General features: G+C 70.8%; 18 protein-coding genes, 1 tRNA gene and 2 pseudogenes. 11 read left to right on the plus strand and 10 right to left on the minus strand.

The genetic code is table 11. From position 1 onward, the window contains the following. Positions 1-45: 45 nt before the first annotated feature. Together OG306_RS14740 and OG306_RS14745 are read right to left on the minus strand one after the other, a co-directional pair. A complete protein-coding gene (locus tag OG306_RS14740) occupies positions 46-2,631 on the minus strand; it encodes an ABC transporter permease (protein ID WP_266906420.1) in 2,586 nt (861 codons plus the stop codon). After that, positions 2,628-3,416, minus strand: coding sequence for an ABC transporter ATP-binding protein (locus OG306_RS14745; protein ID WP_266906418.1), 789 nt, complete (start codon positions 3,414-3,416; stop codon positions 2,628-2,630). The genes OG306_RS14740 and OG306_RS14745 overlap by 4 nt, the downstream gene beginning before the upstream one ends. Positions 3,417-3,974: 558 nt before the next feature. Between OG306_RS14745 and OG306_RS14750 the strand changes: the two genes are divergently transcribed. Continuing rightward, the gene (locus OG306_RS14750; RefSeq protein WP_371666241.1) at positions 3,975-5,459 is read left to right on the plus strand and encodes an MFS transporter; all 1,485 of its coding nucleotides are present in this window, start codon (positions 3,975-3,977) and stop codon (positions 5,457-5,459) included. A gap of 267 nt (positions 5,460-5,726) precedes the next feature. Here OG306_RS14750 and OG306_RS14755 read toward each other — a convergent pair. Continuing rightward, positions 5,727-5,864 (minus strand): annotated as a pseudogene (locus OG306_RS14755) (IS4 family transposase); the annotation flags it as partial. A 26-nt stretch (positions 5,865-5,890) separates the two neighbouring features. Continuing rightward, positions 5,891-6,289, minus strand: a complete 399-nt coding sequence (locus tag OG306_RS14760) for a hypothetical protein (RefSeq protein ID WP_266746635.1) — start codon at positions 6,287-6,289, stop codon at positions 5,891-5,893. 27 nt (positions 6,290-6,316) lie between these two features. On the opposite strand from OG306_RS14760, the pseudogene OG306_RS14765 reads away from it, so the two are divergent. Then, positions 6,317-6,484, plus strand: a pseudogene (locus tag OG306_RS14765) (NF041680 family putative transposase); the annotation flags it as partial. Positions 6,485-6,517: 33 nt separating this feature from the next. Next, a complete protein-coding gene (locus tag OG306_RS14770; RefSeq protein WP_266746636.1) occupies positions 6,518-6,784 on the plus strand; it encodes a hypothetical protein in 267 nt (88 codons plus the stop codon). Between the two features lie 27 nt (positions 6,785-6,811). Here the strand turns inward: OG306_RS14770 and OG306_RS14775 are convergent, their stop codons facing one another. Further along, a complete protein-coding gene (locus tag OG306_RS14775) occupies positions 6,812-7,357 on the minus strand; it encodes a GNAT family N-acetyltransferase (protein WP_266746637.1) in 546 nt (181 codons plus the stop codon). 269 nt (positions 7,358-7,626) lie between these two features. Between OG306_RS14775 and OG306_RS14780 the strand changes: the two genes are divergently transcribed. Together OG306_RS14780 and OG306_RS14785 are read left to right on the plus strand one after the other, a co-directional pair. Continuing rightward, positions 7,627-8,097 carry a DUF485 domain-containing protein gene (locus OG306_RS14780; RefSeq protein WP_266746638.1) on the plus strand — a complete coding sequence of 157 codons (471 nt, stop codon included), beginning with the start codon at positions 7,627-7,629 and terminating at the stop codon, positions 8,095-8,097. After that, positions 8,094-9,713 (plus strand): cation acetate symporter, encoded by a 1,620-nt coding sequence (locus OG306_RS14785; RefSeq protein WP_266746639.1) that lies wholly within the window; start codon positions 8,094-8,096, stop codon positions 9,711-9,713. The genes OG306_RS14780 and OG306_RS14785 overlap by 4 nt, the downstream gene beginning before the upstream one ends. Before the next feature lie 54 nt (positions 9,714-9,767). Here OG306_RS14785 and OG306_RS14790 read toward each other — a convergent pair whose 3' ends face one another. Then, a complete protein-coding gene (locus OG306_RS14790) occupies positions 9,768-10,310 on the minus strand; it encodes an ATP-binding protein (protein WP_323183865.1) in 543 nt (180 codons plus the stop codon). Between the two features lie 142 nt (positions 10,311-10,452). On the opposite strand from OG306_RS14790, the gene OG306_RS14795 reads away from it, so the two are divergent. Together OG306_RS14795 and OG306_RS14800 are read left to right on the plus strand one after the other, a co-directional pair. After that, positions 10,453-11,367, plus strand: coding sequence for a helix-turn-helix domain-containing protein (locus tag OG306_RS14795; protein WP_371666242.1), 915 nt, complete (start codon positions 10,453-10,455; stop codon positions 11,365-11,367). Continuing rightward, positions 11,330-11,470 (plus strand): DUF397 domain-containing protein, encoded by a 141-nt coding sequence (locus OG306_RS14800; protein WP_371665366.1) that lies wholly within the window; start codon positions 11,330-11,332, stop codon positions 11,468-11,470. Before OG306_RS14795 ends, OG306_RS14800 begins: the two co-directional genes overlap by 38 nt. A 147-nt stretch (positions 11,471-11,617) precedes the next feature. Here the strand turns inward: OG306_RS14800 and OG306_RS14805 are convergent, their stop codons facing one another. The 3 genes from OG306_RS14805 to OG306_RS14815 form a co-directional block, all read right to left on the minus strand. Continuing rightward, positions 11,618-12,511: a cellulose-binding protein gene (locus OG306_RS14805; RefSeq protein ID WP_371665367.1), complete on the minus strand. Its 894-nt coding sequence runs from the start codon at positions 12,509-12,511 to the stop codon at positions 11,618-11,620. Between the two features lie 184 nt (positions 12,512-12,695). Then, positions 12,696-15,140 (minus strand): SUKH-4 family immunity protein, encoded by a 2,445-nt coding sequence (locus OG306_RS14810; protein ID WP_371665368.1) that lies wholly within the window; start codon positions 15,138-15,140, stop codon positions 12,696-12,698. A 5-nt stretch (positions 15,141-15,145) separates the two neighbouring features. Next, positions 15,146-16,123: an SMI1/KNR4 family protein gene (locus OG306_RS14815; protein WP_266746643.1), complete on the minus strand. Its 978-nt coding sequence runs from the start codon at positions 16,121-16,123 to the stop codon at positions 15,146-15,148. A 301-nt stretch (positions 16,124-16,424) separates the two neighbouring features. Between OG306_RS14815 and OG306_RS14820 the strand changes: the two genes are divergently transcribed. Continuing rightward, positions 16,425-16,949 (plus strand): YwqJ-related putative deaminase, encoded by a 525-nt coding sequence (locus OG306_RS14820; RefSeq protein WP_266906406.1) that lies wholly within the window; start codon positions 16,425-16,427, stop codon positions 16,947-16,949. A 10-nt stretch (positions 16,950-16,959) separates the two neighbouring features. Then, positions 16,960-17,493, plus strand: coding sequence for an SUKH-3 domain-containing protein (locus OG306_RS14825; RefSeq protein ID WP_266906404.1), 534 nt, complete (start codon positions 16,960-16,962; stop codon positions 17,491-17,493). A 197-nt stretch (positions 17,494-17,690) separates the two neighbouring features. Here the strand turns inward: OG306_RS14825 and OG306_RS14830 are convergent, their stop codons facing one another. After that, on the minus strand, positions 17,691-19,004 hold the full coding sequence (locus OG306_RS14830; RefSeq protein WP_266746646.1) for a sensor histidine kinase: 1,314 nt from the start codon (positions 19,002-19,004) through the stop codon (positions 17,691-17,693). A gap of 161 nt (positions 19,005-19,165) precedes the next feature. Between OG306_RS14830 and OG306_RS14835 the strand changes: the two genes are divergently transcribed. Together OG306_RS14835 and glmU are read left to right on the plus strand one after the other, a co-directional pair. Further along, positions 19,166-19,236, plus strand: a tRNA-Gln gene (locus OG306_RS14835). 109 nt (positions 19,237-19,345) lie between these two features. Then, positions 19,346-20,794, plus strand: coding sequence for a bifunctional UDP-N-acetylglucosamine diphosphorylase/glucosamine-1-phosphate N-acetyltransferase GlmU (gene glmU, locus OG306_RS14840; RefSeq protein WP_327349739.1), 1,449 nt, complete (start codon positions 19,346-19,348; stop codon positions 20,792-20,794). The last annotated feature ends 114 nt before the right edge of the window (positions 20,795-20,908 follow it).

A 20,908-nucleotide genomic window follows, 5' to 3' on the forward strand; every position in this document is an offset into this window, starting at 1 on the left:
CTCGCCGGAATCACCGGTCTCGCCGGTCTCGCCGGTCGGTCCTCGCTATTCCGTGGCGATCGCGTTCAGCACGTTCATCCTGCCCGCCCGGAACGCCGGGACCAGGGCCGCGAACAGGCCCACGAAGGCTGAGGCGACGAAGACCGTGAGGATCGTCGGCCACGGGATCTCCAGGACGTTGAGGCCCTCCAGGGCCAGCAGCTTCTGGGCCGCCGTGCCCCAGCCCATGCCGAGGCCGAGACCGAGCAGGGCGCCGAAGACGGCGATGACCACCGACTCCAGGCAAATCATCCAGCGCAGCTGGAGGCGGGAGAAGCCGATGGCGCGCATCAGGCCGATCTCACGGGTCCGCTCGACCACCGACAGGGCCAGGGTGTTCACCACACCGAGCACCGCGACGATGATCGCGAGCGCCAGCAGGCCGTAGACGATGTTCAGCAGCTGGCCGATCTGGTCCTTCAGCTGCTGCTTGAAGTCGGCCTGGTTCTTCACCTCGTACTGCGGGTACTTGACGAGGGCGGCCTTCAGCGCGGCGTACGCCTCCTTCTCCTTGCCGTCCGCGGCCTTCGCGAACATCATCATGTTCTTCGGCAGGCTGTCGGCGGGGACGTACCGCGCGGCGGTCGCGACGTTCGTGTACATCGCGCCCTTGTCGATGTTCACGTCGTCCGAGGTGATCGCGGCGAGCCTCAGCTTCGCGGTCTCGCCGCCCCTGAACGCGACGGTGAGCCGGTCGCCGACCTTGAGGTGGTGCTTGGTGGCGTACGTGTCGCCGACGGACATGGCGTCCTTGCCGTACGCGTCGGCCAGCTTCCCGGCGACCGTCTCGCGCCGGACGTCCTCCTGGTACGTGGGATCGACAGCGGCCAGGACCTTGTTCTCGGTGGTGCCGTCGGGGGCCGTGATCCCGGCGCTGACGACCTTGTAGCCGGTGAGGTGCTCGATGTCCGGCACGGCCTCCAGGGACTTGACCGCTTGGTCCACGAGGAGCGTCGGGTTGCCGCCGGCCGGCTGGACGATGAAGTCGGCGCCGACCGACTTGTCGAGTTCCTCGGTGGCCGAGGCGACCATGGAGGATCCGACGACCGAGAGGCAGGCGACCAGGGCGAGGCCGATCATCAGGGCGGCGCCGGTCGCTCCGGTGCGGCGCGGGTTGCGCAGGGCGTTGCGCTCCGCGAGCCGTCCGACGGGGCCGAACATCCGCAGCATGACCGCGCTCAGCACCCGGACCACGAAGCCGGCCAGCAGCGGGCCGATCACGATGAAGCCGATCAGGGTGAGGACCACGCCCACAGTGAGGAAGAGCGAGCCCTCGCTCGACTTGTCGGCCCGCGTCGCGGCGTAGAGCGCGGTGCCGCCGCCGAGGGTGAGGACCAGGCCGATCGCGGCCCTGACCCGGCCGGCCCGGCCGTCCGCCGGGGTTCCGGCGTCGCGCAGGGCGGCCATCGGGGAGATCTTCCCGGCGCGACGGGCCGGGATGTACGCGGCGACGACGGTCACGATGATGCCGAGCGCGAGGCCGACGACCGGGGTCGTCCAGGCGACCGTGAGGTCGTCGGTGGACAGGTCCATGCCCACGGCGCCCATGAGCTTCATCAGGCCGACGGCGAGGCCGATGCCCGCGCCGACGCCGAGGACGGAGCCGAGGATGCCGAGGAACAGCGCCTCGATGAGCACGGAACGGTTGACCTGCTTGCGGCTGGAGCCGATGGCCCGCATCAGGCCGATCTCGCGGGTGCGCTGGGCGACCAGCATCGAGAAGGTGTTGACGATCAGGAAGATGCCGACGAGGAAGGCGATCCCGGCGAAGCCGAGCATCGCGTACTTCATGACGTCGAGGAAGGAGCCCATCGAGTTCTTGTTGGCGTCCGCGGCCTCCTTCTGCGTCTGGAGCTTGTACGCGGAGGTGTCACCGAGCGCCGTGGCGACGGCCTGCTTCAACTGCGTGTCGCTGACGCCTTGTTCGGCGGTGACGGAGATGAGGCTGAAGACGTCCGGCTTGCCGAGCAGTTTCGTCTGCGCGGTGACGGTGTCGAAGTAGACGACCGCCGCGCCGGGGTTGGTGACCTTGAAAGTGGCGATGCCGCTGATCTTCGCGTTGATGTCGCCGGTGGCGGCGATGGTGCGCAGTTCGTCACCGAGCTTCAGGTGGTGCTTGTCGGCGGTGTCGGCGTCGACCATCACCTCGGTCGGGCCGCGCGGTGCGTGGCCGGAGGTGATCTCCATCGAACGCAGGTCGTTCTTCGTCCAGTTGCCCGCGATCGTCGGGGCGCCCGTCGTCGAGCCCATGTTCTTGTCGTGGCTGTCGACGACGGTGACGGACATGCTGGAGACCGCGCCCTCGGCGTCCTTCACGCCGGTGGCCTTGCCGACCTGCTGGACGGCGGAGGCGGGGAGCGTGACGGGCTTGCCGTTCTCCGGAAGCCGGTCGTCGTCCTCGGGGGTCTTCGGGCTGACGGTGACATCGGCCGACGTCGCGGCGAAGAGCTTGTCGAACGTGGTGTTCATGGTGTCGGTGAAGACGAGCGTGCCGCACACGAACGCCACCGACAGCAGGACCGCGACGGCGGAGAGCGCCATGCGTCCCTTGTGGGCGAAGAAGTTCCGCCTCGATGTCTTCCAGACGGTCATGACGTCCGCCCGCGCGAGTCGAAGTCCTTCATGCGGTCGAGGACCTGGTCGGCCGTCGGGTTGTGCATCTCGTCGACGATGCGCCCGTCGGCGAGGTACAGCACCCGGTCCGCGTAGGAGGCGGCGACCGGGTCGTGGGTGACCATGACGATGGTCTGGCCCAGTTCGTCGACGGACTTGCGCAGGAAGCTCAGCACCTCGGCGCCGGCCCGCGAGTCCAGGTTTCCGGTGGGCTCGTCACCGAAGATGATCTCCGGCCGGGCGGCGAGCGCCCTGGCCACCGCGACGCGCTGCTGCTGGCCGCCGGAGAGCTCGGTGGGCCGGTGCTTCAGCCGTTCGGCGAGACCGACCGTCTCCACGACCTGCCGCAGCCAGGCCGCGTCGGGCTTGCGGCCCGCGATGTCCAACGGCAGCGTGATGTTCTCCAGCGCGTTGAGCGTGGGGAGCAGGTTGAACGCCTGGAAGATGAAGCCGATCCGGTCCCGGCGGAGCTGGGTGAGCTTCTTGTCCTTGAGCCCGGTGATCTCGGTCTCGTCGAGGAAGATCTGACCGGAGGTCACGGTGTCCAGGCCGGCCAGGCAGTGCATCAGGGTCGACTTGCCGGAGCCGGACGGGCCCATGATCGCCGTGAACTGCCCGCGGGCGATGTCCACATCGACATGGTCGAGCGCGACGACCCGGGTCTCCCCCGCCCCGTACGCCTTGACGACCTGTCGCGCTCGCGCAGCGACGGCCGTACGCCCTCCAGTGCCCTCGTGCCTGGGAATGGTTACAGCCGTTGTCACGGTTTATCTCCTATGTCGGTCATGTGTTTTTCAGGTGGTCGCAGCGTACGTATGAAGTCTGGTGTTCGCAGGGGCCCGGCGCGCTGGTGCCCAGCGCAGTCTTCGGGTGGGGTTTTCCCCACCCCGCCCCCTGCGGTCTGCCGCATCCGCGGTGGGAATCAGCCGCATTCGCGGTGTAAGAACACGTTAAGGAACGGACCGCCGCCGTCACGTCCTCCGCCGGGAGGAACCACCCCCGGGCAGAAGTGGGTAGCGCCCCCTAGGGGTCTCGGCCCCAGGGGGGAGAACCGTGTCAGGGGCCGGCCCCGGGGGTGCATGTGCCGAGGTCGGCAGGGGAACCGGGTCCGCCCCCGGCCTCCTCCCCCAGCAGCGGCACCTCCCCACCGCCGCCCACGGGTGAGACAGTGTCCGAGAAAGTGCGTGCAGGGGGAAGGAATCTCGGTGAGCGGCGCGGGCGGTAACGGGGACGGCAGTACCGAAGCGATACCGGACTCCGGGCTCACCCCGGACTCCTCCCCCGCGACGCCGCGCGGACGCGGTCCGGTGGTCGCCGCCCTGATGCTCGGGATGGCCCTGTCGGCCATCGACGGCACCATCGTCTCCACCGCCGTCCCGCAGATCGTCGGCGATCTCGGCGGCTTCGCCGTCTTCTCGTGGCTGTTCTCCGGCTATCTGCTGGCCGTGACGGTGTCCCTGCCGGTGTACGGAAAGCTCTCCGACACCTTCGGCCGCAAGCCGGTCCTGATCGTCGGCATAGCCCTCTTCCTGTTCGGTTCGGTGCTCTGCGCCGCCGCCTGGAACATGGCCGCGCTGATCGCCTTCCGCGTCGTCCAGGGCCTGGGCGGCGGCGCCCTGCAAGGCACCGTGCAGACCATCGCCGCGGACCTCTACCCGCTCAAGGAACGACCGAAGATCCAGGCCAAGCTGTCGACCGTGTGGGCCACTTCGGCGGTCGCGGGGCCGGTGATCGGCGGGCTGTTCGCGGTGTACGCGGACTGGCGCTGGATCTTCCTGATCAATCTGCCGGTCGGGGCGCTCGCACTCTGGCTCGTCGTACGTCACCTCCACGAGCCGTCCGGCACCCGCCGGGCGGCCGGCGCGCCCCGCCCCCGGATCGACTGGGCGGGCGCCCTCCTCGTCTTCGCGACGGGCACCCTGCTGCTGACCGCGCTCGTCCAGGGCGGCGTCGCCTGGCCCTGGTTCTCCGCCCCGTCCCTCGGGCTACTGGCCGGCAGCGTCGCGCTCGGCGCGCTGACCGTCGTCGTCGAGCGGCGGGCCGCCGAGCCGATCATTCCCGGCTGGGTCTGGCGGCGCCGGACCATCGCCTCGGTCAATCTGGCGCTGGGCGCGATGGGGCTGCTGATGGTCGCCCCCACGGTCTTCCTGCCGACGTACGCCCAGTCGGTGCTGGGCCTCGGCCCGATCGCCGCCGGATTCGTCCTGTCCGTGATGACCCTGAGCTGGCCGGTGTCGGCGGCGTTCTCCAACCGCGTCTACAACCGCATCGGCTTCCGCCGCACCGCGATCATCGGCATGAGCTGCGCCCTGCTGATACTGCTCGCCTTCCCGCTGCTGCCGTATCCGGGCGAGGCCTGGCAGCCCGCCCTGATCATGCTGCTGCTCGGCGCGGCGCTCGGCCTGTTCCAGCTGCCGCTGATCGTCGGCGTCCAGTCGACGGTCGGCTGGGCCGAGCGCGGTACGACGACCGCGTCCGTGCTCTTCTGCCGCCAGGTCGGCCAGAGCATCGGCGCCGCGCTCTTCGGGGCCGTCGCCAACGGAATCCTCGCGTCCCGGCTGGCCGCCGCCCCGGTGCCCGGACTGCCGGGCGACCTGGACGCGATCTCGCACGCCCTGGACGACCCGGGCAGGCTCTCGGCCGCCGCGACGGACTACCTGCGACGGGCCGTCGACGCCGCCGTCGACCACGTCTACCTGGGCGCCGCCGGGGCCGCGGCACTCGCCCTCCTCGTGCTCGTCTTCGTGGCCCCGCGCCGCTTCCCCGTCCTCCCCGAGGAGCCCGCGAGCGACGCCCCGGCGCGGTAGACCGCAGACGTCCGGCGCCACGGCGCCGGGCGGGCCCGTGCCGCGGCCCCTTAGCCTCAATACCGTTCAGTTAGTGAATTTGGATGGCGATGTGGGGGTTGTGTTTGGGTTGGGGCCAGTGGGTGTAGTGGGAGCGTTTCGCGGCTCATTTCAGGATCTTGCGTTTGACGACTCGTGGGTGTGTGCGCTTTCGGCGTGGTGGGTTGAGGTGTTGGGTGAGCCATCGGATGGCGTGATGCCAGATCGCGTCGGCCGTGTCAGTGTCAGGGGGAAAAATGGGCTCTGCGCGACTGAACGGCAAGCGATGCGGGGGGCCTTGACGAAGGAGACTCTGTCGGGGTCGTGGCCGGCGTGCGCGGCAGTGTCGGCCATCAGGGTGCGGATGGCGTAGTGGCAGCACAGGTGTGGCGCTTAGCTGAACGGTATTGAGGCTAAGCGGTTCCACGATGAACCCAGCATCGGTGTCCGGATTGTCTTTCACCGGCCGCTGAGGATCCGACCTGCAGCCGGGCGCGGCGCAGATGGGTAGGCGGGTGGGTCGAGTCGACGCTGTGCCCCCGCAGGGCACCGCAGCGCCGCCGACGCTCGTATTCGCTCTCCGGGATCGAGTCCATGTCATCGGCTAGCCGCTCCCAGAGACCGTGCCAGGCGTCCTCGCGCGTGCCGCTCTTCGGCCTCTTCACCTGGGCGGAGTTGACCTCGCGCAACAAAACGGATTCGGCCGATTCGGCAACCAGGAGCCGGTCCATGAGGCCCACGGCCGCTTCGGTGGATCCGGCCCGCGCCGCGAGCACGTCGGCCAGGTACTCGCCGCGCTGTGTGGCGCGCAACGTCAGGTGGTCGAGCAGACCGGTTCTCCAGCCAGTGCACCGAAACCGTCCCGCCCCGGTCCTGGACGGCCGCTCGGCTCGAAGAACCACCGCCCTGCCACCCGTCACGACGTGGGACGAGTCCTCGCTACCGGCGAGGCATACAGCCGCCCCTCGCACCACAAGGTCGGCACGAAACCCCGACGAGCAGGCTGACAAACGACAACGCGGATCAGCACAATTGAGCACATGCGATACGAGGAGAGAGCCAAGCTCACGGCCGTGAGGGCCCTGATTCCGCTGGTCATCCTCGTCGCCTCACCAGCGTTGCTGATGGCAGGAGCGCCGATCCGCCGCCGCTACCTCCGCTACGTCTACCGCGATGAAGCCCCGCAAATCATCGACAAGCAGCGGGGCCAGGTCAGCGCCCACTACTTCGTCGTCAACCACCCCTTCCTCGAATGGCTCTGCTGGCCCACAGAGACACTCACCCGCCTCATCGAGCGCCGAGGTTAAACGACAAGCTTACGAGTGCGGGAATGGTCACGCAGGAGCGGCGTAGCAACGCACGGTCACAGTTTCGGTCGGACTCCACTGCTGATCGACGGTGGCCAGCAAGCTCCAGCCCAGACGTTCATACAGAGCCGCTGCCGCGATGTCAGAGGCCACGACATCGAGGACCGGATGCAGATCGCGTTCCCGCGCTTCCCGCACCGCCTGCGCCATCAGCAGCGCGCCGATCCCTTGACCCCTGGCCGTCGGAGCGACGAACAGGCGGCTGACCACGGCAGTCACCTCGACGCTCAGGCCCTCACGCCTGCTCCACAGGCCGGGGGCCGCGTCCCCTGACTCGCTACGGGACAGGCCGATGTGACCAAGGATCCGCCCGTCCGCTTCCGCTACCCAGGCCGCGAACAGTGACGGCTGTGACAGCCAGCCGACGGGGTGGTCCGGCCAGTTCACCGGATATCCGTCGGCTTCGTGGACGTCAGCGAGCACCAGGACGCACTCGTCAAGGTCCGACTCACTGCGACGCCGGACATGACGGATCAGGGGGCCTTCAGCCGCGAGGGCATGCTTTCGATTCACGGCAACATGGAAGCACAGCCGAGCAGCGCATGTCCGTGACCAGCACTTTCGCAACAGACCCTAGGTGAACAAGCGCCGTCGAAGACCTTTCCGCAGGGGTTTCCGCCGGGCCGGACCTCATGCAACTGAGCCATTACCTTGGGTAGTTCCGGCCAACGTCTCCCCAACTCCCCATACCGGCGAGTAATGTTCGCGCTTCCGACAGCACCACCGCACTCCTGCCTTGCCGTCCAGCCCAGGACCCGAGCCATGCAAGGAGCAGCACCCAGATGTCGTACGGAAGCCCGCCCCCGTCCCCGTCCCCGTACTCCTCCTGGCCCGAACGGCTGCCGACGGCGCCCCGAGGGCATCGGTCCCCCTCTCCGCAACGCCCCGACTATCTGCTGCCCTGGCAGAGTTCGGACCCCGTACCGCCCCCGGAGCTGCCGGACCCGCCCGCCACCCCCGTGGCCGGAGCCGCCCGCCACGGCGACCTGCGCCGGCTGCGCACCGCGTACCGGCTGCTGCGGCGCATCACGACCCTGACCGCACTCGGCTACTTCGTCGCCTTCCTCCTGCTGTCGGCCTTCGCCAAGGGCCTGATGGAACGCCCCCTGTTCGGCGGCCTCAACATCGGCCTGGCGCTGGGGCTCGGCCAGTTCCCGGTGACGCTGCTCGCCGTCGTCCTGTACGAACGGACCGCCCGGCGCACGGTCGACCCGCTCGCCGCCCGGCTCCGAAGAGCGGGAGCGGCCCGGTGAACGGATTCGACAAGTCCGCGCAGTCGATGTCCCTGGTGGCGTTTCTCGCGGTGGCCACCGTCGCGCTGCTGCTCTGTGTGATGACCGGTCCGGACCGCGACGACCTCGACGAGTTCTACGCCGGCTCCCGCTCGCTCTCGCCCCTGCAGAACGGCCTTGCCCTCGCGGGCGACTACCTCTCCGCGGCCACGGTTCTCAGCACCACCGGCATCATCGCCCTGACCGGCTACGACGGGACGATCCTCGCCCTGAGCATCACCCTCTCGCTCGTCCTGCTGATGTTCCTGCTGGCCGAACCCCTGCGCAACGCGGGCGGGTTCACCGTGGGCGACCTGCTCGTGCGCCGCGCCCCCGGCCGCGCCGTCCGCATCACCGCCTGTGCGACCACCCTCGCCGCGCTCGTCCCGATGATGGTCGTCCAACTCGCCAGCAGCGGCGATCTGCTCGCCTTCATCCTGGGCTTCGACAGTTCGGGATTCCGCACCGGCGCCATCATCGGACTCGGCACCCTGATGATCGGCTATGCGGCGATCGGCGGCATGAAGGGCACGTCACTGATCCAGATCGTGAAGACGGTCGTCCTCTTCGTCGCCGCGTTCACCATCTCCGTACTGGTCATGAACCGTTTCGGCTGGGACACCGGCGCCCTGCTCTCGGCCGCCCGGAACAGCAGCGGCGCCGGTGCCGGGTATCTGCGCTCGGGGCTCCAGTTCGAGGGCAGCGGACTCGACATGGTCAGCTCCGAACTGACCGTGGTACTCGGTGCCGCCTGCCTGCCCCACGTGGCCATGCGGATGACGAGCGGCCGCTCCACCCAGGCCGTCCGCCGCTCACTGTCCTGGGCGGTCGCCGTGGTCGCCGCGATCTGTCTCCTCGTCGTCGTGATCGGCTTCGGCGCGGCGGCACTCGTCGGCCACGACCGCATCACCGCCGCCGGAGCATCCGGAAACAGCTCGATCCTCCAGGTCAGCGGCGTGGTCGCGGGCGGCGGCCAACTGGGCGCGCTGATCGTCACGACGATGACGACAGCGATCTTCCTGACGCTGCTCGCCTCCGTCGCCGGAATGATCCTCGCCTGCGCGAACTCCCTCGCACACGATCTCTTCGCCCACGGACTGCACGGGGTGCGCGACCCGAACAGGAAGCCACTGCCGCGCCTGTCCGAAATGCGTACGGCACAGGCTTCGGCGGTCGCCGTCGGACTGCTCGCCATCGCCCTCGCCGTGGTGGCCAGACACTGGAATGTGCAGGCACTGGCGACGCTCTCGTTCTGCGTCGGCGCGTCGGCGTTGGCCCCGGCCCTCGTCTACAGCATGTTCTGGCGACGCTTCACCCGCACCGGACTGCTCTGCACCCTGATCGTCGGCACCGTCACCGCCATGGTGCTGATCACCGGCACCAATCTGGTCTCGGGCTCGCCCTCCTCGGTCTTCCCCGGGCAGGACTTCAACTGGTTCCCGTTCACCACGACCGGCCTCGTCTCCATCCCCGCCGGATTCCTGGCGGGCTGGCTGGGAACCGTCCTGCCCCGTTACACGGCGGCCGAGGCCCGCCGCCGGTACGACAGGGAGGAGCCCCGCATCCTGGCGGGGGTGCCACCGGCCGACCGCACCTGAGAACGGGGGCGCAGACGTCGACCGGGGAATGACGATCAGATGCCTGACCGGGCGCTACCCAGCACGGCACTCCGCCCACACCGTCTTCCCGAGGGGAGTGCGCGGAGCCGCCCCCCACCGGTCAGCAAGCGCATCGACGAGGACCAGCCCCCGCCCCGACTCGTCATCATCGGCCGACACGGACGGGTCGACCGGCGGCAGCTCCGGGCAGGCATCGGAGACCTCGACACGGATCCGGCGAGTTCCCGTCTCATACGTCACGCTCAGGAGGAAGTTCCGGCCAGGGACCCGGCCATGGCGCACAGCATTGGCCGCGAGCTCGGCCACCACCAGGGCAACGGTGCAGGAGACCTCCGACGCCGGGGAGAACTCCCACTGACCGAGGTGCCTCACCGCCGCCTGCCGGGCGAGCCGGGCACCGCGCGCGGTCGACGTGAACTGCATCGAGAAGAAGCGCCGTTGGCCGGCCGGGGGCGTCGTTGCCTCGCTTCCTTCCGCATGCGAAGTGCCGTTCGGCTCTCGCTGCGACCCGTCGTCCGGCACAGTCACTGCCTTGAGCATGGTGCGGCCCATCCCGTCCTGTCGTTCCTCACGCATCCCACAGAGTGCGGGATTCACTACGTTCCGCAGTCAAGAGTCGACCGGAACACCTAGGCTCAGAAGGTGACGAAGCATTATCTTCCCGGCCGTAAACAGAGGAAGTGAAGCCATGGCCAAGGCGATCGACCCCCAGGAATCGATGGCCGCGCTGTTCGGTTCACGCGTACGCAAACTCCGTGCGGCGGCCGGGCTGACCCAGGCCGAGCTGGGCAGGATGACACACGTCGTCAGCACCCGGATCACCCAGATCGAGCGGTCGTCCGGAGCCAAGCCGACCCTGGAGCTGGCGCAGGCCCTGGACACAGCTCTGGTGGCGGACGAACTGCTGGTCGACCTGTGGCCGTTCGTCCGCCGTGAGGCGTTCCCGGACTGGGCACAGACGTTCATGGCCCTCTCGGCGCGGGCGGCGGCGATCAGGGAGTACGCCGCACATGTGGTCCCGGGCCTACTGCAGACCGAGGCGTACGCACGGGCGGTACTGGGTGTCGGACGCACGCTCAAGAGCGAGGAACACCTGGAGGAGCGGCTGACGGCACGATTGGACCGTCAGAAGCGCCTGTGGTCCGCCGGTCGTCCCGAGCTGTGGGTGGTCCTCGACGAGGCGGTGCTACGACGCCCGGTGGGTGGCCCGGCAGTCATGCACGCCCAACTGGCCCACCTGCTGGCCACGGCCGAGGAACCCCACATCACCGTGCAGGTACTGCCGTTCGCCCAGGGCGAGCACGCCGCCATGGGCGGATCCCTGACCGTTCTGGTCCTTCCCGACGGCACGGAGGTCAGCTACACAGAAGGCGCGCATTACGGCCAGTTGATCGAGGATCCGGAGGAAGTCAGGCGCTTCGCGGTGACCTACGATCAGCTCCGGGCGGCAGCTCTGCCCCCTCTCATGTCGCTCGACATGATCCGATCCGCGATGGAGGACAACCACCGTGACGCGAGTGTCCCGTCCCGATCTGACCGACGCCGCCTGGCGCAAAAGCAGCTACAGCAATCAGGAGGGAGGCAACTGCGTGGAAGTGGCGGACGGATTCCCCGGAGTCGTCCCCATCCGTGACAGCAAGGCGGCCCACGGCCCGGCACTGTCCTTCGCCGCGCCCTCCTGGACCTCGTTCATAGCCGAGTTGAAGAGAGACCGCCGCTTCCACCCCGGCCGGTAGTCGGCGGGCCCTCGGACCGGCCGACACGCTGCCGCATCCGAGGGTCGGCGCGTGGGCGGACATCCGGATGCACCGCCAGTCCTTGAGGCCGTCGCAGCCCGGTTCCGCCTACGCGAATATCCGTGACAGTGCACTGCACTGCACCGATCAGTCCTCCGCCGGACCCACCCGCCCGGTGAGCGCCGCGAGGGAGTTCCGTACGTGCGTCATGTGCGCCTGCACCTCCTCGCGGCCCTCCTCGTGCTCCCGCAGAATCCGCTCCGTCTCCCGGATCACCCGCTCCTCACGGAACCTGGCCGCCGCGATCAGCGCCGCGCCCTGCGCCTCCGCGTCCTCCTGACCGTGCCGCGCGGCCTCCTCCGTCTCGGCCAGCGCCCGCCGCGCCTCGGCCAGGCGGGCCTCCGCCTGCTCGGTCAGCTCGTCGTGCCGCGCCGCCTGCGCCGCCTCGGCCTCCGCCACTTCGCGTTCGGCCGCCTTCCACCGCTCGGCGTGCTCCTGCTCCTGGTGGGCCAGGACGCTCGCGGTGCGACGACGTGTCTCGGCCATCGCGGACTCCGCCAGTTCCCGCACCTCCACGGCCTCCTCGCGGGCCTCGACGAAGGTCCGCTCGGCGGCGCCCCGGGCCGCGGACAACGTCTCGTCGGCATGCTTCTCGGCTGCCGCCCGCATCGCCCCGGCATCGGCGCGCGCCGACTCGCGGAGCCCCCGGCCCGCCTCGTCCGCCGCGTCCCGCAACGCCTGCGCCTCCTCCTGGGCGGCGCCCAGGACGGCCTCGGCCTCGCCTTCGGCGAGCGCCAGGATCCGCTGGGCGCGCTCACCGAGCGACGCGTAATCCTGCGGGGCCAGCTGTGCGACGGCCTCGCCCAGCCGCACCGACTCGGCCGACAACTCCTCCACCAGCGCGGTCAGCCGGGCCACCTGCTCCCACGCCCCGTCCCGCTCCGCCGACAGCGCGTCCACGGCCCGGTCCACCTGCTCCGGACGGTAACCGCGTCCGCGTACGCCGACGAAGCCATGCGCGGACACCGGTGCAGAACTCATCCCTGAAGCCTCTTTCCGACTCTCCGACCACCTGTAGTACGTCTAAGGATGCGGCAATTGCCGCAGAAGTCGGAATCGATCCACGACTTTCCGGACGGAAGCGACCGGCATCACAGACCGCACACAGCACGGCGCCCGGCCCCCCTCACGGGGAACCGGGCGCCGTACGCGGAAACCTGCCGGGTCAGATCAACCCGTCCCACATCTGTTCGAGCAGTACGGACCACCAGCTCTCCGGCGACGCCAGCGCCGCCGCGTCCAGCGCCACCAGCTGGGCCTGGAAGTCGACCGTCCAGCGGCCCGCCTGCTCCGGATTGAGCCCGAACCGCAGCCGCCACATCCGGCCGAGCAGCGCCATCGAACGCTGGAACTCCGGCAACCCGGTGTTCACGAACTGCGGCGCCACCGACTGCCCGCCGGGCCCTGCCTCGACCGGCACCGCCACGATGTTCGCGGTGCCGTACTGGACGCAGATCGCCCGCCCGAAGTCGGACCCCATGACGAGGTACGACCCCGCGTCCGGGGCGGCCTGCACCTGCCGCTGGGCGGCCAGCTCACCCAGCGTCGGCACCACCGGCCGGCCCGGCTGCGCCCAGAAGAACGGCCCGAAGTCGGCGGGCAGCCCCGCCCACACCAACGTCTGTGCCACGGTCTCGGGCACACCCTGACGCGACACCGCGCGCTGATCGAAGCGGAGGATGCCCTGCGGCCCGAAGGCCTGCAACAGCTCCTGCGCGACGGCCTCCGGCGGCAACGGCGGCGCGGGCTGCATCTGCGGCAGCGGCGCCCGCACCGGCGCCGGCCGCGCCGGCCCGTCCGCCACCTGATGCAGCTCGCCCTGATGCGTGAGCAGATGCTGCATGCCCTGCTGACGGCTGGCGTGATCGGTGCCGTACGGGGCGACGCTGGTGATCCGCACCTGCGGCCAGGTCTCCCGGATCATCCGCGCGCAGTACCCACCGGGCAGCTCGCACGACTCCAGCTCGGTGTGCAGCTCGATGACCTGCTGCGGCGGCACGTTCATGGCCCGCAGCTCGTGCAGCATCTGCCACTCGGGATGCGGGGTGCCGGGCGCCGAGCGGCGGATCAGCTGCTGCTCGCTGCCGTCGGGCGCGCGGTAACGCAGCACGGCCTGGTAGCCGGGGCCGACGGTCGGCTGACCAACGGGTGCCTGCGGATACCCGTACGCCGGGGGCGGCGGCGTGGGGGCGCCGCCCTGCGGCATTCCGGACGGACCGAGAGGACCAGGCGGACCGGGCGGCTGGGGAGCGCGGAGGCCGCCCATGCTCGGGTCGGCCAGCATCGTCGCGGCATGATGCACCCCACCACCGGGCGGCGGAGGCGTCGAACCCGGAGGGCCAGGAGGCGCGGGCGGACCGGGCGGACCCGGAGGCGCGGGCGCACCCGGAGGGCCAGGAGGGCCAGGTGGCGCGGGCGGACCAGGAGGACCGGGCGGCTGCGGCGCACCCAGGCCGCCCATGCTCGGATCCGCCAGCATCGTCGCCGCATGATGCACCCCACCACCGGGCGGCGGAGGCATCGAACCAGGCGGGGCAGGGGGCGCCGGCGGACCGGGCGGACCGGGCGGGCCCTGCTGGGAAACGAGCTGCGTCGGCAGGTATCCGCCCGCCGGAGCGCCGGGCGCACCCGGACCCGAGGGCGGCGGCACAGGCGCACCCGGTCGCGCACCCGGCGTACCGGGGGCACCCGGCGGCGGCGGAGTCGTCGGACCGCCCCCGCGCGCACCGCGCGGCGGCACGACGGCCTTGCTGGTGGCCGCGTCCGCGATGTCACCGGCACTGGGGCCGGGGCCGGGAACCGAGCCGGAAGCACCCGGCGCACCCGGCGCGGGCGCACCGCTGCCCCGCGGCTCCAGGCCGGGGGCGACCGCCGTCGGCGGCAACCGACTGCCCCCCGACATCAGGGCGGTCGGCGCGTCGGCCGGCACGACCGGCGGCGGGGTCCCTTCGTCGTCGGCACCCGAGAGCGGCGGCGCGAACACCGTGGCCGGCAGCGGCACCGCACCGTCGTCGGAACCCGCGTTGGTGTCGGTCCCGGCCCAGGGGGTGGCCCCGGCGGGCACGTTCGGCGGCGACGCGGCGACGGAGGACGCCGGAACGCCGTCGTTGGCCGTCGGCTCGTACGCGACCGGCCCACCCCGCGAACCGTCCGGGGGAGCCGGAGAAGCCGACGGGGCCGAGGGAGCCGACGGCGCCGAAGGGACCGCGCCCCCGTCCCGCCCCGCCCGCTGATCCGGAATGCCCAGCTTGTCGGCCGCTTCCTGGAGCCACTCCGGGGGGCTCAGCAGGAACGACGTCTGATTCAGGTCGATGCGCTGCGGCGGCTCCGGAGCGGCCGGAGCCGCGTCGTGCGCCCCGTACTCCTCCTCGTACCGCCGGATCACCTCACCCACCGGCAACCCCGGCCACAGCGTGGCCTCACCGCTGTCCCGGGCGATCACCAGCCGCTGCCGGCCCCCGTCCGAGACCGGACCCTCGGCACGGTCCTCGCCCCACACCACGAAGCCCAGCTCGAACTCCCGCACCCGCACCTCACGGTGCTGGTACGCGGGCACATCGCCGTTGATCCACTCGTCCGCGCGCTCCTGCGCCTGCGCAAAGGTCACCATCGCGCTCACCCCTCCACCGGGACGGCCCGCGCGAAGCCGCCGTCCACCATCAGGTTCGCCACGGTCTCCAGCTCCGGCGGATTACCCGCCAGACGCTGCAGGAAGGAATCGAAATCGCCGCCGCACGGCAGCAGCAGCCGGTCCACCCGCTCCTGCACCGTCCAGCCGTCCTGGTCCCGGGCGTCGTCGTACGCACAGAACCAGACCGAGCCGACCCCATGGCCCTTCACCTTCACCGCGAGAAGGCCGCCCTGGACGAAGCCGACGCCCAGATAGTCCTTGGTGAGGTGGTCCCGCAAGCACTTGTTCACGTACACCAGGTCGTTCACGGCGGCCTCCTCGCGCACCGTGAAGAACGGCTGGTCGACCAGGAGACCGAGCTCCGCGTCGAGCGCCGCCCCGACCGGAGCCGAACCGCCCGCCGCCTTCAGGAAGGACCGGTACGCACCGGGCAACCGGTAACCGAGGTCCTCCTCCACGCCCAGGATCTGCTGCTCGCTCACCGCCACGGCCCCCTTGGGCAGCCGGAAGTGCGCAGGCCGGGTCTCCTGCAAGGGGCGTGTGCCGCGCTTGTTCTGGTCGACCGCCGTGGCAGCGAGGCCGCCATGGTGCCTGAGCAACGCCTTGACCTCGACCGGAATCAGCTCCATGCGCCGCCCACCGGGGACGTGGTGCCAGGTCCAGCCATGCGGGGTCGCGACCGCGGGAATCGTGTCCCACAGCTCATGGCCACTCGCCGCCAGGACCGCATTGGCCGAGACATAGTCGGTGAGTCGCAGCTCATCGACGCCGAAACCCGGCGGAGGCTCGGCGATCTCGGCGGCGGCGCGCGCGTACGGCGCGAAGTCCGGGCTGCCGTGCTCGTCCATCCGCACGCCTCTGGGATGGCGGGACGCCCGGACCGGGTCCGGGAAATGCACGAGCTGCCCGGCATAGGCCGCGTTCGGTGGCGCGGCTTGCTGCCCGAGCCGACCTGTCGTCATGGCGGTTGCCCCCTGCTGCGTCTGGCTGGTGAGGACCGACCTGCCCAAGGGGCGGTCCGCGCACAGCCTATGCGGTGGCGCAAGAGCGGGTCCCGCCCGTGCGCCGCCCCCTTTTCCTTCCGTCACGAACCGTCACAACGGCGTGACGGACAAGCAACGCTCCTGCCCCATCCGGCGACACGGAGACACGTTTCCCCGCCCCAGCTTCGCGACGAGCCGCGACATTTGGCAGGCTGTCACCGCAACTCGGGGGCGTGCACATCGCGCAGCTACCGCTGCCGGCACGGGAGGGAAAGCACCAATGCACACCGCACGAACAGTCACGACCGGGGACCCACGCCTCAGCTGGAGCAACACCGGAACCAGCCCCATACCCCGCCTGCACCACCGCCGCGACGGCATCCTGCCCGCGGTGGCCGCGGCGCTGTCCGTGCGCGGCGAGACGCTCACGTGCACGGCGGGCAAGGGCGACCAGCCCCCCGTGCTGCACCCCCTCGTCCAGGACTTCCTCGACACCCTCACCAGCAGCCAGCGCGAACGCTTCACCGGCCGCTGCCCCGAAGCGATACTGCTGTCCCGGCAACTCACCGCCGCGGAAGCCGGCCGCTCCAAGCGGGCCCAGCGCAAACCCCTGACCAACGGCGAAGCCCGCCGCGCCCTGAAGCACTCACGGCTCACCGCACGGCGCATCCGCGAGGACGGCGACCCGATGCACGGCAGTTACGCACCGCCGTGCCGCTCCTGCACGGAGATGCTCGCCCACTTCGGCGTACGTCCCATCGACCTCACGACCACCGGGGCGGCGACCACCGCCGAGAAGGGCTGACCGGGCGCCGATGCACGACCGAACCGACCTACCCGAACAGGCAGGCCCCGCAGGCCGGGACCCCCAGGCCACGACCCGCTTCCCCGTCGCCGTCGACGCCGCCCTGCGCGCCGCGGGCTGGCAGCCGGGCCGCTGGGACATCCGCCGGGCCGAGGAATGGGCCGACGCGCTGCGCTCGCACGCGTCACCCGCCGGTCATCAGCACGCGGTCTTCCCGGCCGCCGTCGAGGCGTGGGCGGAATTCGGCGGACTCCACATCACGGCGTCCGCGCCCGGCCGGCAGATCGCGCCCTCCCCCGTACGCATCGACCCGATGAGCGGCCTGCATCTCGCCCGCACGCTCGGCGACCTCGGCCGGGCGCTGGAGACCGAGGTCAGTCCTCTCGGCGAGGAGGGGGACGGGCAGGCCGTCCTCGCGATCGACACCGAGGGACGCGTCTACAGCATCGACCACACCGGGGACTGGTACCTCGGCCCGGACATCGACCAGGCACTCGCCACCCTGATCGGCGGCATCCAGCCGGAACGCCTGATCCCCGGCTGAGCAGCCCGGATCTTCCGGCCGGCCCCGGCACGAACCGGCCCGTCCGGCGATGGAGGACAAGTCGGCACCCGGCCGTGCCCGGCCGTGCCCGGCCATGATTCCGTCCTGGCAACCCGCCGTCCCGGTTCCGTCCCCGAACGCCGGACGGGCCGGTAACTGCCCGCCGGGCAGGTCAGGCCTCCCCGCGGTCCGGCAGGTCAGGCCTCCCCGCGGTCCGGCAGGACCGCCGACACCCGGAATCCCCCCGCGTCCGTCGGCCCGGAAACGAAGACGCCGCCGAGCCCCAGCACCCGCTCCCGCATGCCGACGAGCCCGTTGCCCCCGCTCGGCAGCCCGGCGTCCGCCGTGGCGGCGTCCGACGGGCCGTTCTCCACCTGCATCGCGACCTCCGCGTCCCGGTGCGCGAGCCGCACCCATGTCTTCGCGCCGGCCGCGTGCTTGTGCACGTTCGTCAGGGCCTCCTGCACCACCCGGTACGCGGTCTGCTCGACCTCGGGAGCGTACGGGCGGGCCGCGCCGTCCACCGAGAGTTCCACCGTCATACCGGCCGCCCTGGACTCCCCGACCAGGGTCTCCACCTCATGCAGCCGGGGCCCGTCCTCCGCCGCGGCAGCCGCCACGGCCGCGGCCGCCCGGCCGACCGACGCGAGCGGCACCTGCGCGGACCGCGCCGGCACGGGCTCCCCGCTCCGCAGCACCCCGAGCATCTCGCGGAGCTCCGTCAGCGCCTGCCGCCCCATGTCACCGACCAGCGCGGCGTTCCGTACCGCCTTCGCCGGGTCCTTCGGCGCGACGGCCTGCAACGCGGCAGCGTGCACGACCATCAGGCTGACCCGGTGCGCGACCACGTCATGCATCTCACGGGCGATCCTGGTGCGCTCCTCCGTGCGCGCCCACTCGGCCCGCTCCTCGGCCCGGTCGGCGAGCAGCGAAAGCTCCCGCTCCAGCGAGTCCGCCCGCTCCCGCAAGCTCTCCATCAACCGGCGCCGGGCCCCTATGTACAGGCCGAACAACACGGGCGGCGCGGTGAGCCCGAGCGACATGAACAGCGAGAGCAGCGGCACGTACCAGTCGTCGCGCCCGAAATCGGTCTGCGCGTCGACGCTCTGCCGCAGCCGTACGTACGTGACGATGAACGTCCCCGTGAAGGACATCCCCATCAGCACCGCGGTGATTCTGCGCGGGACCTCGGAAGCGGCCAGCGTGTAGAGGCCGACCAGCCCCATCAGGAAACCCATCTCGGCGGGCGTCGTCGCGATCGACACCAGCACCACGGCGATCGGCCAGCGCCGCCGCACCACCAGCACAGCCCCCGCGAGCAGCCCGAACACCACGCCGAACGGCACCGGCAGCCCGGTGTCCCCGGCGAATTCCACCCCCTCCAGAGCGCACTCCAGCGCCGACAGGACCGCGAGCCCCACGTCCAGGGCGACGCCGCGCCGCCTTTCCCACCACCCATATCCGCGGGTGGTCGGACCCGCGGCTTCCCGGTATGCCCCCGTTGTGGTCATGGCGTCCAGAGTACGGGCGGACGCACCTCGTTTTCGGGTGACCGGGGCAGCGGACGCGGATCGGGGCACCGTGACCCGTCGCGTCCGGGGCCGGTGGTACGGCATAGTGTTGTCTGCCCGGTCGACGACCTGACGGTATGTCCAGTCGATCGGCTTTGCTGTCCCCTGTGGTGTAACGGCAGCACAGTGGCTTTTGGTGCCATTTGTCCGGGTTCGAATCCTGGCAGGGGAGCTTCTGCGAACGGGCCCCGACCAGTGCGGTCGGGGCCCGCGCCCGTGTCGGCCCACAGGCGCCCCGGTATCCTTCGGATGTCCACCACCCGAAGCCGAAGGGCATTTCCGTGAGCGTCATCCGCCCGGCAGCCGTCGTCGTCCTCGCAGCGGGTGAGGGCACCCGTATGAAGTCGAAGACTCCCAAGGTTCTGCACGAGATCTCCGGGCGCTCGCTCGTCGGACATGTCGTCGCCGCCTCCCGCGAGCTCGACCCGGAGCATCTCGTCGTGGTCGTCGGCCACGAGAGCGAGCGGGTCGGCGCGCACCTCACCGCGATCGACGACCGGCTGCGCACCGCCTACCAGGCCGAGCAGCGCGGCACCGGCCACGCCGTGCGCGTCGGTCTCGACGAGCTCGGCGGGACCGTCGAGGGCACCGTGATCGTCGTCTGCGGCGACACCCCGCTGCTGTCCGGCGAGACGCTCGGCGCCCTCGCCGCCACCCACACGGCCGACGCCAACGCCGTCACCGTGCTGACCGCCGAGGTCCCGGACTCCACCGGCTACGGCCGGATCGTCCGTGACCCGGCCGACGGTGCGGTCGTCGAGATCGTCGAGCACAAGGACGCCACCGAGGACCAGCGCGCCATCCGGGAGATCAACTCCGGCGTCTTCGCGTTCGACGGCCGGCTGCTCACGGACGCCCTCGGCAAGGTCCGTACCGACAACAGCCAGGGGGAGGAGTACCTCACCGATGTGCTCTCCATCCTGCGCGAGGCCGGGCACCGGGTCGGCGCCTCGGTCGCCGGTGACCACCGCGAGATCCTCGGCATCAACAACCGGGTCCAGCTGGCCGAGGCCCGGCGGCTGCTGAACCAGCGGCTGCTGGAGCGGGCCATGCTGGCCGGGGTGACCGTCGTCGACCCGGCGTCCACGCTGATCGACGCCACGGTCACCTACGAGCGGGACACGATCGTGCACCCGGGCACCCAGCTGCTCGGCGCGACACATCTCGCCGAGGACGCCGAGGTCGGCCCCAACTCCCGGCTCAAGGACACCGTCGTCCACGCGGGCGCACGCGTGGACAACACGGTCGCGGACGGGGCCGAGGTCGGCGAGGGTGCGACGGTCGGCCCGTACGCCTATCTGCGGCCCGGCACCAGGCTCGGCACGAAGGCCAAGGCCGGTACGTACGTGGAGATGAAGAACGCCACGATCGGCGAGGGCACGAAGGTCCCGCACCTGAGTTACGTCGGTGACGCGACGATCGGCGATCACACCAACATCGGTGCGGCGAGCGTCTTCGTGAACTACGACGGCGTGGCCAAGCACCACACCACGATCGGCTCCCACTGCCGTACCGGCTCGGACAATATGTTTGTGGCTCCCGTCACGGTCGGGGACGGTGTCTACACCGCGGCCGGCTCGGTCATCACCAAGGACGTACCGCCCGGTTCGCTGGCCGTCGCTCGCGGCCAGCAAAGGAATATCGAGGGCTGGGTGGCCCGCAAGCGTCCGGGAAGTGCCGCGGCGCAGGCGGCTCAGGCCGCCGTTCCGGAGCACGACAGCGAAAGCTGACCGGAAACAGGTGCGCCGAGCACGGCGTACCGTGATAGATGCTCACCCCATTTCGGCTGGCTCGTTGCACATCGGGACACATGCGTGCAGCGCCAGGAACACGTCTGAGGAGAC

Source organism: Streptomyces sp. NBC_01241, from assembly GCF_041435435.1.
Taxonomy (GTDB): domain Bacteria; phylum Actinomycetota; class Actinomycetes; order Streptomycetales; family Streptomycetaceae; genus Streptomyces.

Bases quoted from the DNA above. Each gene is read 5' to 3' on its own strand.
- OG306_RS14750 (WP_371666241.1), top strand. From the start codon at position 3,975: ATGCTCGGGATGGCCCTGTCGGCCATCGACGGCACCATCGTCTCCACC.
- OG306_RS14770 (WP_266746636.1), top strand. From the start codon at position 6,518: ATGCGATACGAGGAGAGAGCCAAGCTCACGGCCGTGAGGGCCCTGATT.
- OG306_RS14740 (WP_266906420.1), bottom strand. From the start codon at position 2,631: ATGACCGTCTGGAAGACATCGAGGCGGAACTTCTTCGCCCACAAGGGA.
- OG306_RS14820 (WP_266906406.1), top strand. From the start codon at position 16,425: ATGCACACCGCACGAACAGTCACGACCGGGGACCCACGCCTCAGCTGG.
- OG306_RS14795 (WP_371666242.1), top strand. From the start codon at position 10,453: ATGGCCGCGCTGTTCGGTTCACGCGTACGCAAACTCCGTGCGGCGGCC.
- OG306_RS14830 (WP_266746646.1), bottom strand. From the start codon at position 19,004: ATGACCACAACGGGGGCATACCGGGAAGCCGCGGGTCCGACCACCCGC.
- OG306_RS14805 (WP_371665367.1), bottom strand. From the start codon at position 12,511: ATGAGTTCTGCACCGGTGTCCGCGCATGGCTTCGTCGGCGTACGCGGA.
- OG306_RS14825 (WP_266906404.1), top strand. From the start codon at position 16,960: ATGCACGACCGAACCGACCTACCCGAACAGGCAGGCCCCGCAGGCCGG.
- OG306_RS14810 (WP_371665368.1), bottom strand. From the start codon at position 15,140: ATGGTGACCTTTGCGCAGGCGCAGGAGCGCGCGGACGAGTGGATCAAC.
- OG306_RS14815 (WP_266746643.1), bottom strand. From the start codon at position 16,123: ATGACGACAGGTCGGCTCGGGCAGCAAGCCGCGCCACCGAACGCGGCC.
- OG306_RS14790 (WP_323183865.1), bottom strand. From the start codon at position 10,310: ATGCGTGAGGAACGACAGGACGGGATGGGCCGCACCATGCTCAAGGCA.
- OG306_RS14780 (WP_266746638.1), top strand. From the start codon at position 7,627: ATGTCGTACGGAAGCCCGCCCCCGTCCCCGTCCCCGTACTCCTCCTGG.